General features: G+C 60.4%; 11 protein-coding genes. 4 read left to right on the forward strand and 7 right to left on the reverse strand.

Going from position 1 to position 13,129, the window contains the following annotated elements; all coding sequences use genetic code 11:
• Positions 1-18: 18 nt before the first annotated feature.
• Both DBY20_09180 and DBY20_09185 read right to left on the reverse strand, forming a co-directional pair.
• Positions 19-978 carry an EamA family transporter gene (locus tag DBY20_09180; protein ID PWL77620.1) on the reverse strand — a complete coding sequence of 320 codons (960 nt, stop codon included), beginning with the start codon at positions 976-978 and terminating at the stop codon, positions 19-21.
• 48 nt (positions 979-1,026) lie between these two features.
• Complete coding sequence (locus DBY20_09185) at positions 1,027-2,850, reverse strand: MarR family transcriptional regulator (GenBank protein ID PWL77524.1); 1,824 nt, start codon at positions 2,848-2,850, stop codon at positions 1,027-1,029.
• A gap of 267 nt (positions 2,851-3,117) precedes the next feature.
• Between DBY20_09185 and DBY20_09190 the strand changes: the two genes are divergently transcribed.
• Genes DBY20_09190 through DBY20_09205 form a run of 4 tightly spaced genes read left to right on the forward strand, consistent with a single transcriptional unit; the run spans position 3,118 to position 6,728 of the window.
• Positions 3,118-4,212 (forward strand): iron ABC transporter substrate-binding protein, encoded by a 1,095-nt coding sequence (locus tag DBY20_09190; GenBank protein ID PWL77525.1) that lies wholly within the window; start codon positions 3,118-3,120, stop codon positions 4,210-4,212.
• Positions 4,213-4,264: 52 nt separating this feature from the next.
• The gene (locus DBY20_09195) at positions 4,265-5,338 is read left to right on the forward strand and encodes an iron ABC transporter permease (protein ID PWL77621.1); all 1,074 of its coding nucleotides are present in this window, start codon (positions 4,265-4,267) and stop codon (positions 5,336-5,338) included.
• Positions 5,339-5,340: 2 nt separating this feature from the next.
• On the forward strand, positions 5,341-6,138 hold the full coding sequence (locus DBY20_09200; GenBank protein ID PWL77622.1) for an iron ABC transporter ATP-binding protein: 798 nt from the start codon (positions 5,341-5,343) through the stop codon (positions 6,136-6,138).
• Positions 6,135-6,728 carry a class I SAM-dependent methyltransferase gene (locus DBY20_09205; protein ID PWL77526.1) on the forward strand — a complete coding sequence of 198 codons (594 nt, stop codon included), beginning with the start codon at positions 6,135-6,137 and terminating at the stop codon, positions 6,726-6,728. The genes DBY20_09200 and DBY20_09205 overlap by 4 nt, the downstream gene beginning before the upstream one ends.
• A gap of 179 nt (positions 6,729-6,907) precedes the next feature.
• Here DBY20_09205 and DBY20_09210 read toward each other — a convergent pair whose 3' ends face one another.
• From DBY20_09210 to DBY20_09230, 5 genes are read right to left on the reverse strand one after another with little or no spacing between them, the layout of a single operon-like run.
• Positions 6,908-7,858 (reverse strand): magnesium transporter, encoded by a 951-nt coding sequence (locus DBY20_09210; GenBank protein ID PWL77527.1) that lies wholly within the window; start codon positions 7,856-7,858, stop codon positions 6,908-6,910.
• A 27-nt stretch (positions 7,859-7,885) separates the two neighbouring features.
• Positions 7,886-8,521 (reverse strand): flavodoxin, encoded by a 636-nt coding sequence (locus tag DBY20_09215; protein PWL77528.1) that lies wholly within the window; start codon positions 8,519-8,521, stop codon positions 7,886-7,888.
• Positions 8,518-9,927: a hypothetical protein gene (locus DBY20_09220; protein PWL77529.1), complete on the reverse strand. Its 1,410-nt coding sequence runs from the start codon at positions 9,925-9,927 to the stop codon at positions 8,518-8,520. Before DBY20_09220 ends, DBY20_09215 begins: the two co-directional genes overlap by 4 nt.
• Complete coding sequence (locus DBY20_09225) at positions 9,849-10,526, reverse strand: 4Fe-4S ferredoxin (GenBank protein ID PWL77530.1); 678 nt, start codon at positions 10,524-10,526, stop codon at positions 9,849-9,851. The genes DBY20_09220 and DBY20_09225 overlap by 79 nt, the downstream gene beginning before the upstream one ends.
• Positions 10,523-13,108 carry a molybdopterin oxidoreductase gene (locus tag DBY20_09230; protein ID PWL77531.1) on the reverse strand — a complete coding sequence of 862 codons (2,586 nt, stop codon included), beginning with the start codon at positions 13,106-13,108 and terminating at the stop codon, positions 10,523-10,525. Before DBY20_09230 ends, DBY20_09225 begins: the two co-directional genes overlap by 4 nt.
• Positions 13,109-13,129: the final 21 nt, after the last annotated feature.

Raw genomic sequence — 13,129 nt, forward strand, 5'->3', positions numbered from 1 at the left:
GCCTCTCAGCGCGCGCCCTTACGCCTCGTCTACTTGACTTGCCCCACGGCCGAAGAGCTCGTTCCAATCACTCGCGGCGAGGATCGTACCGCCGAGGATGACGACGCAGCACACGATCGACGCAATCGTGGGCACCGTACCCTGCAAGACGAACGCGAACAGCACCGCCCATGCCGAATAGCTGATGTTGAGCGCCATGGACTTGGCAGCCCCCAGCGGCGAGCTGATGGACTTGTAGTAGAAGAGGTACGAGGTCGTGCCCGCCAGAGCAGCTAGGGCGACAACGCCCGTGGCCAGCGACGGGATGGCACCTGCCGTGAACGCCCAGGCGCCAAACGCGGGAAGCACGATGATGGCATAGACGAGCGCGCTCGTGGTCTCGCGAATCTGAAGCGCCGTCTCGTTGTCGACGGCGTCATCGCGCATGCCCCAGCCGCACAGCACCGCCTCGCTTCCCCATCCGAGCACGCAGGCAGCAGCGCCCACGAGGCCGAGCACGGGATCGCCCGCCGTCTCGGCATCGGTCAAGGACAGCACGCCCATGGCCACGATGCCGCCGAGTGCGCAGGCAAACGCCACAAGCTGCCGTGCGCTCATGCGCTCCTTCAGGATGATGAAGGCCAGGATCGCGCCCACTGCCGGATAGAAGGCCGAGATGATGGCCGTATAGCCCGCGCCGATGTTGTTGATCGCGATCACGTAGCCCGTCATGCCGATGGGTCCGCCCAGAAGCGCGCCGAGGATGACCACCTTGCCGCTGCGTGTGCGCAACGCCGCCCAGGTGTCCTTGAGACGACCTCGCACGCCCATGTAGAGCGCGAGCCATATCGCGCAGAAGATGTCATGCAGGGCCGAAGACGCAATCGCGGCAAACGCAAACGCCTCGAGCGTGCCGATATACGGCGACATGGTGAGCGCGATGCCGAGGATGACCGTGTCGAGTCCCCAGAGCACACCGCTCGTCAAGCCGTACTTCACCTTGTTGAACGCACCCATTCTATTTCCTCCTCGTGCCCTACCGGAGCGCTAGACGCGCTCCCCCCTCTCGTACCAGGGCAAAACCATGTTCAGATACCTTTTCGCGTACCGGTAGTAGATGTAGAGCCACTCGCCCACGACATCGCCTTCGGCCTCCTTCATGAGCGACCAGACGTACCAGCACCAGCCGGCAAACGCCACATACGCGAAGTTGTGGCGCAACTCCTCGAAGCTGGGCGCGCGGCCGAAGTAATACGCCAACGCCTGCTCTGCCTCCTCGACCGAGAGCTCGCAGCATACAGTGTACGTGCCAAAGTCACTCGCGTAATCCGACATGCCCGCATACTCCCAGTCGATGAGCGACATCTCGTCATCGGCGCCAACCAGGAAGTTCAGGTAGAAGAAGTCGTTGTGGCACAGGCAGCTATACGTCTCGTCGGCCTCGACGAACTCATGCAGGCGCTGCATGCACTCCGCCATCTCGGCAAAGCCCGGAACGTCGATGACGCCCTCACGCGCACGCAGCAGCTCCTCGTAGCGCTTGGACTCGGCATAGAAGTCGAATTGCCGCTCGAGCGTCGCGCCCGACTCGTGCAGGGAGCGTGCCATCTGCATCGCGCGCTTGGTCTGGGCGGCGTCATGCGGGTCGAGCTGGGTGCAGTCGGCCACGAAGTGCGATATCTTCCACCCCGTCTGGGGGTCACCGGTAATGAAGGTGTTATCAAGACCCAGCTCGTGGGCGATGTGAAGGCCAGCGAGCTCGGCGTGCCGGTCGATGAGGTTCTCGGTTCCCACACCGGGATGCCGGTACACGTACTCGGCGTCGCCCACGCGCACATGGCACGAGAGGTTCGTGAGGCCTTGCTTGAGCGGATACACGTCGCAGATGTCCGTCTTCTTGCAGCCAAGTGCCGACACGATGTTGTCGAAGGCGAGCGAATCGACGTTCTCGATGAAATGCGGATCGAATTCGCGCAAATCGTCAAGCGCATCGAATTCGTGAATCATCTCGGCGGGATAGGGCCGCGCGACCATGTACAGCTCGTCGATGTGGTCGATGAACAGGTTCTCCCACAGCTTATCCGTCGTGGCGGGTAAGTCCCATTCATCGCGGATGATCTGGGCCATGCGCTGCGAGAACGGCTCGTCGAAGAACACATGCCCGAGCATGATCTGCGAATCCGCACCGCCAATGGTCACGCCCACGATGCGATTCCTGGCACCCAGATGCACGCACCACTCGTCGGTTGCATCCTGCGCGTACTGCGTCGCGTAATAGGCGCCGTAGACATGCGATTCGAAGGGATTGTCGACGAAGTAGTTATCCGACGAACAGACATAAGTGCGTCCGAGCTTGTCGAGCACCGCCATGAGAGACGAGTGGTTGTTTCGCTTCGCGTAGTGTTCGTTCACGACGATGCGCACGTCGAAGAGCTCTTCCAGGTAGAAGAAGTACTCCTTCTTGTAGCCCACGACGACGGTGATGTCGTCGATACCGGCCTCCTTGAGCTGGCGAATCTGGCGCTCGATGAGCACCTCGTCGCGCACGCGGAGCAGCCCCTTGGGCTTCTCGTAAGAGATGGGCGCGAAGCGCGTCGAGAGCCCCGCAGCCAGAATGACCGCGTTGTCGACACGATACGGCTCGAGTGCCGCGATGCCTTGCTCCGTCACTTGCAAGCCCTCGGAAGCCGTCTTGTCGAGATCGCCACGCTCGATCAGCTGACGTGCCGCGGCATTCACCGTTCCCACAGAAAGCCCCGTGCACTCGGCAATCGAACGCTGGGAACCAAGCGGCTTCCGCGTGAGGCTCTGCAAGACGGAGAACTGGTTACGCGTCAGATCTCCTGCGCTCTTCTCATCTGTTGCCACCATACGTCCTCTCAGATTTCGCATGGGCATTTCGCCCGGATAAGGCAATGGTATCAGAGTTATGTTCAATTTCATACTATATATTGATTTATTGAACACTTCTGGCAGAGGAATGGTTTGGTGTACATCGTATTTCACAAAATGTGAAGCATTGTATATTCGTAACACCATTTATCCATGATAGTGTGCCGAATACGGAATTCGTAACACTGCTACATCCGCATTGCTCTATCGTTAGCATCCACAACTTGGACAGAGAGGAGTCCTTCTGTGAAAGCCAAACGCCTGCTCATCGCCCTGTGCACCTGCATCGCGCTGCTGCTTGCCTTTGCCGGCTGCTCATCTGCAGCGTTTTCAGATTCTGATTCGACCCGCATCGTAACCGATGCTTATGGTCGTAACGTAACCATACCAGCTGATGTCCAGACCTGCGCCACCGTCGGTAGCGCCGCGCGTTTCGTCGCCTATGCCGGAGGCACCGACAAGCTCGTCGCCGTGACGGAGATGGATAAGCCGGCAACCCTGGCCCGTCCCTATACCGTGGCCTGGGAGCAAGTCCTGGCAGAGCTTCCCACGACTTCCAACGGCAATCATCTCATGGAGACAAGCGTAGATGGCGAAGCGCTACTTGAGCTCAAGCCCGATGTCATCATCTCGAGCCGCTCTGCCCAGGAATGCGACGAGCTGCAAAGCCAGCTCAACATCCCCGTCATCGGCATCAGCTATCAGGATCAAATGTTCACGGAGAACGTCTTCGAATCCATCCAAGTCGTCGGCGATGTCCTCGGCACCACCGAGCACGCGCAACAGGTCATCGACAAGATGAACGGCTGGCAGGCCGACCTCGATAGCCGCACCGCGAACATCCCCGATGCGGACAAGCCGAGCTGCTATGCCGGCGCCGTGAACTACAAGGGCGCCAAGAGCTTCGGCGGCACCTATGCCCAGTATCCGCCGTTCGTCGCCGCGCACATCGACAACGTTGCCGATGGGACGGTCGAATCCGGCTCCGTCGAGATCACGCTCGAGCAGCTTGGCGAGTGGAACCCGGATTTCATGTTCCTCAACGCCGGCAACATGGAGCTTATGAAGAAGGACTATGCTGATAACCAGGCGTTCTTCGACAATCTCACGGCCTTCCAGACGGACAATCTCTACACCCAGCCCTCCTACAACATGAACGGTACCAATATCGAGATTGCTATCTGCGATGCCTACTTCGATGCGGCCACCGTCTATCCCGATGCCTTCGCAGACGTCGACCTCGAGAACATGTACCGCGAGATCCTCGACACCATGCTCGGCACGAATTGCTATGACCAGCTGACGGCCGCCGGTCTCAGATTCGGCAAGATCAGCTTCTAGCTTATCCGCACGTAACCGAGACGAGGCGAAGATGAATCCCGAAGACCTGAAGATGGCACATGCCGCGCAGGCACCATCCTCATATCGCGAGCAATATCGCGGATACACAAGGTACAAGCGCCTTGTCATCGTGACGCTCGTCGTCATCCTTCTCGTGCTCGTCTTCGTCTCGATCATGCTCGGAACGGCGAGTCTCTCCCCTCTCGACGTGCTGGCCGCACTCTTCGGACAGGGCGACGAACACGCCCTCATCGTCGTGTGGAACCTGCGCATGCCGAGAATACTCACCGCCATCGTTGGTGGCATAGCCCTTGCCCTCGCAGGCTGCGCGTTTCAGAGCGTGCTGCGCAACCCCCTCGCTTCCGCGAGCACGCTTGGTATCTCCCAGGGAGCGGCTTTTGGCGCCTCCATCGCCATCATCGTCCTGGGTGTCGGATCGTCAAGCGTGGCCTATGAGGGCCTGGGGGCCAGCAACCCCTATCTCACCGTCGTCTGCGCCTTCCTCGGCGCCATGGCCTCGACCATCGCCATCCTCGCGCTCTCGCGCTTTCGCGACATGACGCCCGAGAGCATCGTGCTTGCCGGCGTGGCCCTTTCGGCGCTGTTCACGGGCGCGACAGCCCTCATCCAGTACTTCGCCGAGGATACGCAGGTTGCCGCCGTCGTCTTCTGGACTTTCGGTGACCTCGGACGCGCCTCGTATCGCGAAATCGCCATCATGGCCGTCATCGCCGCGGCCAGCTTCGTCTTTTTCTATTGCAACCGTTGGAATTTCAACGCAATGGAGTCGGGTGAGGGCACGGCCCATGGCCTGGGACTCAACGTACGGCGCACACGTTTACTCGGCATGATAGTCGGTGCCTTTGCCGCATCATCGGTCATCGCGTTTTGCGGCACCATCAACTTCATCGGCCTCGTCGCCCCGCACATTATGCGACGCTTCATCGGCAGCGATTACCGCTATCTGCTCGTCGCCTCGGCGCTTGCCGGCGCAGGCATCCTGTTGCTTTCCGACATCATCGCACGCATGGCACTCGTCGGCGTCGTGTTGCCCATCAGCGCCATCACCTCCTTCGTGGGCGCGCCCCTCTTCCTGTACCTGCTCATGAGGGGAGCGCACCGATGAGCATGGATACGCACATAGCCCGCGGCACCGTCCTCGAAGCCAACGAAATCGCCTTCGCATACCCTGGCTCCGGCCAGACCCTCGAGAAGGTGAGCGCACAGATACTACCCGGGTCGTTTCTCGCCATACTTGGCGTCAACGGCTGTGGCAAGACAACGCTGCTCTCCTGTCTCGACGACATCATTCGCCCACAACGTGGCACCGTCACGCTGGCTGGTGAGGATATCGCCAGCTACACCCGCGAAGAGCGCGCGCGCAAGATCGCACTCGTCGCCCAGCACTCCCATGCGCATGGCGTCACCGTCTACGATGCGCTTTTGCTCGGCAGGAAGCCCCACATCAAGGCCGCGCCTAGCGAAGAGGACTTCACCATCGTCGACCGCGTCATCGACGAGCTAGGCCTCGGGCCGCTCGCCCTGCGCTACCTGGACGAGCTCTCGGGCGGCGAGCACCAGAAGGTCGTCATCGGACGCGCGCTCGTGCAGGAAACCGATGTCCTGCTGCTCGACGAGCCGACAAACAACCTCGACATGGCAAATCAGGTCGAGGTCATGCACCTTGTCAGAAACGCCGCCCACGAGCACGACATCGCATGCGCGGCCGTCATGCACGACATAAACCTCGCCCTGCGCTACTGCGACCGTTTCTGCCTGCTCAAGGATGGCAAGGTGCTCGCAAGTGGAGGTCCCGAGGTGATGACCAAGGAGACGATCGAGGACGTCTACGACGTGCCCGTCGAGCTAGTCGCCCACGGCGACGGCTTCCTCGTCGTGCCACTGGATAAGGGGATGATGTCATGAGCATCGGCAAGATCGGCGTCTACTTCGACGAGCGCGCCGCGAACTGGAACGAACAGGCCGAGCCAGCCGGAACCAAGCACCTCATGATTGCCCAACTCGCTGGCGTCCACGAAGGTTCGCGCGTGCTCGATGTCGGCTGCGGCACGGGCATCATGGAACGCGCCTATCTCGAGCTGGGGGCATCGTCCATCGTGGCCCTCGACCTTTCGGAGAAGATGCTCGACTGCGCCCGCGACACCTTTGCGGCCGTTCCCGAAGAACGCCTGCGCTTCGAATGCCGCGACATCCTCGACTACACGAGCGACGGGCTCTTCGACACGGTGGTCATCTACAACGCCTATCCGCATATCCTCGACAAGGAAGCGCTCGTCGAAGCGACCGCATCCCTGCTCGTGCCCGGTGGAAGATTCCTCGTCGCGCACGGCATGAGCCGCGCCACACTCAACGCACATCACGCCAACGTGCCACATGACGTCACGAGCGACCTGCTTCCCGCCCGCGAGGCGCTGCGTATCTGGCAAGGCGCGTTCGATATCGACATGGTCGCCGACACGCCATTCACGTACTTCTTCGGCGGTTCGAGACAATAATTACTTCACCGGCGCAGGACGGGCATCCGCACGGGCTTGCTCTCACACCCGGCCCGTGATGGGGGCGATGCTGCTGCGGAACTCGCACGCATAGTTCGCGTGCTCAAACAGTCCTCGCAAGATCGCATCGCCCCCATCGCGGGTCTGTTCGAGATGCCCGTTCGGATGTCCGTCCTGCGCTACCTCCTCCAGCGCAACAGCACGACGACGGCAACGGCCGCCAGGGCGACCGAGAGCAGCATGGGAAACACCCACGAATCGCTCATGGGCAGCAGGTTGGTGTTCATACCGTAGAAGCTGAATACCACGGTCGGAATCGATAGCAGAAGCGTGATGGTGGTGAGCACGCCCATGGAGGCATTGACGTTGTTGCTGACGACTCCCGAGAAGGCATCCATCGCCCTGGTGATGACATCGGTGTAAATCGAGCACATCTCGGATGCCTGCCGATACTCGACGATCACGTCATTGAGCAGCTCTTCGTCCTCCTCGAAAAGCTTCACGAACTGCCCGTTCTTGATGGCCTGAAGCGTGGGAGCGGAACTCTTGAGGGACGTCGACATGTAGAGCAGCGACTTCTCGATACCCAGCATGCTCATAAGCCCCTCGTTGTTCTGCTTCTTTCGCATCTTGCGTTCGAGGGCCATGGTCTGCTTCTCGAGCACGCGCAGGGCATCGATGTAGCTTTGCGACACCTCGAGAAGAACATCGAGCAGAAAACGCGTGCGCTTGCCCGTGGCGATGGGTAATTTCCTGTCATTCTTGAGCTTTTCCACGATGGAGCACGGGGCATTGGTCAAAGTGACCACGACACTCGGATTCTCGATGAGGAGAATGGAGATGGGCTGGGTATCGAACTGCTCGAGATTCGGATTCGCCTTGTCATCCAAATCCTCGGCAGCGGGATAGTCGACGACGACAAGCGCCTGGCTGGCATCCTCGTTCTTGTCGATACGCGAAATCTCGTCGCGGTCGAGCATGGCATCGATGAAATCGCCATCTATGCCCAGGTTATCGGCGAGCCATTTAACCTCCTGGCTGCTGGGAACGCACGCATTGACCCAGCAACCGGACTCGACCGCATCAAGGCGCCTGAGCGTGCCATCATCTGTCTTCAGTATCTCGATCATGACACGCTCCCTTCCCTCGATCTTGCCTTACAGGTTCTGGTTCTCAAGACCAAGGTCGTCGATCCACTGACGCACCTCATCACTATTCACATCGGACGGGAAGCGCATGCCGCCCATCCACTCCCCGCCCTTGGCAAGGTCTGCGAGGTTCTGGGCGCTGTCGCCGATATCGGACGAGGCCGAGGTACAAAACGGAATGACGGTCTTGCCGGTGAAGTCATTGGCCTTGACAAAACTGGCAACGGGATAGGCCGCCTGACCCCACCAGATGGGATAGCCGATAATGACCGTCTCGTAGGAATCCCAGTTATCGGGCGTGTCCTGAAGAAGGGCGACATCTTGGAGGGCAGGGTCGGAGTGCTCCTTGGAAACGCGGCTGTTCTCGTCGGTCCAGGCGAGGTCCTCGGTGGAATACGGCTGCTCGGGCATGATGGCAGAGACGTCCATGTCGTTTTCGTTCACGATGACCTCGGCGACCTTGGCCGTGTTGCCCGTGGCCGAGTAATAGACGACGAGCGTCTTGTTTGCCTCATCCGATGACGCGGCACTCGATGATGCCGTGCCGCTCGATGCGCCCTGGCCGCATGCGGTGATGCAAAGCGCCGCGCTCGCCATGAGCAGCGCGCCGAGCGCGAGAACGAGCGCTTTCCTCATTGGCTTCATTGGGACTTCTCCTTCTTGTCAGTGGCGACGGCCTCCTTGACGGCGACCTTGTCGACGATGCCTCCATCAATCGGCTCGTCATCAATCTCGTCAACTACGACGGCTTCATCGGATGCGACAGCATGCGATGCATCGAACGTTTGGGCGCTCGTCGTCGAGACGGGTTTGTCTATCCTGCCGACGAACCAAGTCCCCACGAGAAAAACGGCCAGCGCAACGCCGAGAGGCAACAGCATACTCGCCCACTCGAAGAAGTTGGGGATATAGCCCTGCGCAATCTCGAAGGCATTACCCGTATGATCGTAGAGACCTGTTGAGGCAGGTAGCGGCCAGCTCGGTGAGGGCTCGTTGGAAAGCGGCACATAGAGCGTGGGGCTGGCAAATGCCGGATATAGCAGCATGAGGCGATGGAAGAACATGCCGACGACAACCAGTACGCCGCCGATGAGCATGTTCTTGGTGGGATCGTTCTTGCCTCGAAGCAGCACGAAGACCGCCGCCAGGGGCAAGCCGAGCTCAAGCGCGTAGAACAGCCAAACGCTGCCCAGCGCCGCGAGCGCCCCACCATCTGCCGCGCTTCCGCCGAAGCAGACGATCAGCAGCTCGATAACGGCAAGCGCCAGGTGAATGATGATCGCCACCGCGAGCAGGAAGCTCAGGTCGTGCAATGCCTCGGGTTTGAACTCGTCATGTCTGAGCGCGCAGATGATGACCGCGACGGCAAGGCCGCATACGACGGCGACCACGATGAAATCGATGGGCATGATGAAGCTATGCCACCAGATGCGTGCCTCCATGAGCGCGAAGAGCAGGCCCTCGACAAGCTGCAGCGCAAACGCACTGATGAGACCCAAGACCATCCAGAACTTGAGCAGCTTGCTCTGTCGTGCGACGGCAATGAGGTTGATGATGGCGATAACGATGAACACCGTGAGGGCGATCATGTCCCAGGTAAGCGGAGACGTAGGATTGGGCCCCATGAGCATCGCCATGATGTGCGCCGGATGTCCCAGGTCGATGAGAATCGCCACGCCTGCGCCGATGGCGCCGGCAAGGGCCACGACCTGCGCGGTCTTGACATAGGGCATGAGATCATGCCGGTTGCCGAGGACGATGTAGCAGGCAACAAACTGGCTACCTGCACCAAAGCCGACAAGGAAGGCGAAAACCGCGATCATGAGGCCCCAGGCGAAGGTATTGCTCATGCCCGAGCCAACGAGAAGGCCCATGGTGAGCTGGCAAATCCATGCCGCGCAACCGACCGCGATGAAGACGACGGTCAGAATGATGGGCCATTTCTTTGCGTGTTGAACGTTCTGTGTCATGGCTACTCCCCCTCTCCGCGCTTGGAAGGCAGGTAATACACCTTGGGCTTGGTGCCATGTGACTCGCCGAGCACGAGCCATTCGCGCCCGGACATGTACTGCGAAATCTCGGAATCCGCATCCTCGATGTCACCGAAGATGCGTGCGTTTGCCGGGCAGCCCGTGCAGCACGCAGGAGTGCCGCCTTGGTTGGTGTACTGAACGCAGAACGTGCATTTCTCGACCACGCCTTCGGGCCGTACTGGCGTGTAGACGAGATGCCCGTCCTGGCGATAATCCTCCGGATACCCCCAGCGATATTCGCCGTCAATGCCCTCGACGCCATCGGGCTTGCTCCAGTTGAACTGGCGCACCTCGTAGGGACATGCCGTGATGCAGTAGCGGCAGCCGATGCACTTCTCGTAGTCGACCAGCACGGTACCCGTGTCGTCGGTGTAGGTGGCGCCCGTCGGGCACACCTGCTGGCAGGGAGCGTTTTCGCAGTGCTGGCAGCTGATAGGCAGAAACTCCATACGAGGCATGCCATCCACGATCACCGAGGTACCGTACTCGGGAGCACCCGGTGCAAAGACGCGGTTCCACCAGATGCCGCGGGGTTCTGCGTTGTGATCCTTGCAGATGACCGCGCAAGTCCTGCATCCAATGCAGCGGTCAAGGTCTATGGCCATTGCGTATCTCATTGCATGACCTCCTTACGCGCACCGCCCTTTTGCAACAGACGGACATTGCATGCGCATTCGTTCCACGCCATGTTGGGCGACCACACGCCCGAAAGGTAATACACCTCGTTGGTGGGATTAATCCACGGATAGATGAGCGAGTTGTAGCTGTCGCCATCCATGTACTCGCTCCACCAACCCTGATCGAAAATGGCCTGTCCGGGATACATGCCCGGGTCGAGCACGAGGCCGCCTTGGCACTTGCCACGACTGTTGTAGGCCTCGACCAAATCGCCTGCCTCCAGGCCACGCTCCTTGGCATCATCGGGATTCATGAAGATCTTGGGCATGCTGTTTTGCAGTTCGAGCATGAAGGGGTTGTTCACGTACGTGGAGTGCACGCGATAGGTGCTGTTTCGCGTGATGAAGGCGAGCGGATACTTGGTGCGCGCCTCTGGGTCATCCTTGTATTCCGTGTCCTCGAAGGCGGGCTTATAGCAGGGGAGCTGCTCCCCGAGCTCGAGGAACTCATCCTCGTCACGGTAGAACTGGATGCGCCCGGACCTGACAAACGGTGCCGTCACGTCAATCGCATTGGGAAGCGACTGGCTCGGGAATGGCGTCCCCTCGTGAATCTGGCTCCAGAAGGGAATGCGCTTCTCGCCTGGATTGGCGTGCCAGAGCTTGCCCGGTCCCTCACGCAGTTGCTCGGCCGTGAGCTGGTTGACGTACGGGCCGCCGTTAGCCAGAAGCGTGCGTAGCACCTCGTCAGCCACTTGCTCGGATTGCGACTCGTCGAAGACGGGCCACTGGTCCGCATACGAGGGGTCGATGTGCGTGGCGAGCTCCTTGCAAATCCAGATTTCGGGGCGTGCTTCGCCCGGTGGATCGACCATCTGCTGCTGGAGCTGCACCCAGGGATGCAGTGGCGTCGTGGTGAGCTCGAGCTTCTCGTACCAGCTCGGAGCCGGCAGGGCCACATCGCTCATGTCGACGGTGGTCGTGCGCTGGAAGTCGAGGGTCACGAGGCATTCGAGCTCGCCGCTCTCCTTGGCGCTGCGCAGCCAGTTGGCAACGTTATGCTGGTCCATCGGGTTGCCCCAGCCCACGACGAGGGCCTTGAGGCCATTGGGCGGGAAGGCGTTTGGCTGCATCGTCTCCGTACGGCCGGTAACAGCGTACTGGAATGACATCGAGTGCTTGTTCATGCGCGGCGGGTTGAACCACGACGCGGGGATGAAGCGCGTCTTGTACTGGCCCACATAGGTCGAGATGCCGCCGCCGAGCTGGCCGATGTTGCCCGTGAGCGCCGCGATGAGCGCGAGCGAACGACCCTTGAGATCGCCGTGATACCACTGCGTGCCCGCGCCACCGAAGATGATGTGCATGGGCTTGATGGTCGCGCACTCCTTCGCGATGCGCTCGATGGTCTCGACGGGAATGCTCGTGGTATCACTCGCCCACTGCGCCGTCTTGCCCACGAGGCTCTCGCGCAGCAACCTGAAACCGCTCTTGGCATGCGCGGTGGTGCCGTCTTTGAGGCGCACGTCACCCGTGTACTCGAGCGTGCAGCCCTCCATGCCACCGAGGCGCTCGGGGTTGACCGCGAAGGGCCTGCCATTGGCGTCGACGGCCACGTACGTGGTGCGATAGGCCGGAGATGGCAGGGCCGAGAGCCCCGCCACGTTGGCAGCCTCGATGCGCTTTCCAGTAGTGGTGTCAACGAGCAGGGGCATATCGGTGAAGTTCTTGCAGAAGGCCTCGTCATAGAGGCCATCGTCGATGATGATCTTGGCGACCGCCAGCGCAAAGGCCGCATCCGTATCGGGCTTGAGGCGCACCCATTCGGTCGACTTCTCGGAGGTCGCCGAGTAGTTGGGATCGAAGTTGACCACCTTGCCGCCGTTCTCACGCGAGATGTTGAGAAAGTGCGCATCGGGAAGGCGTGTGACCATGACATTCGAGCCAAAAATCATCGTGTACTTGGAATCTTCCCAGCAGTACGACTCGAGCTCCTCGCTCTGCACGCCAAAGGTCTCGGGCCAGAACATGGGGAGGTCACCGTTCATCTCGTAGCAGCCGATGGCCGACCACCCCATCATGTTGGAAAGACGAATGATCGAACCCTTTTGGATATGACCAGTGCCCTGCACCTGCCAAATCACGCCCACGGACTCCGGCCCGTACTTGTCCATGACGTCACGCAACTTGGTCGCAGCCACGTCGAGTGCCGTGTCCCAGTCGGTCTCCTCCATCTTACCTGTCTCATCGTTCTTGACGAGCGGCTTGGTGAGCCGATGCGGCCCGTATAGCATGGTATTGATGGACAGTCCCTTGAGGCAACCGCGCGGGTTGTACTCCTCGAAGGGGTAATCGGATGCCTGCGAGATCATCTTGATCTGTCCCTCGTGCACGAAGCCCTTGAGACCACAGGCCCCCGTGCAGTTGGGCGAGCAGGTGGTCCTCACCCATTCGCCAGCTGGATCGACGTTTTCGGCCAGCGCCTTGGCCGCGGGAAGTGCTCCCGTGCCCAGGCACGCGGCTGCCGTCGCAGCTGCCGTGCCAGCCACAAATGACCGGCGGCTTACGTTCCTCTCTCTCATGCGTCCCTCCTCACTCGACCG

This window comes from Coriobacteriia bacterium (assembly GCA_003149935.1).
Classification (GTDB): Bacteria; Actinomycetota; Coriobacteriia; order Coriobacteriales; family QAMH01; genus QAMH01.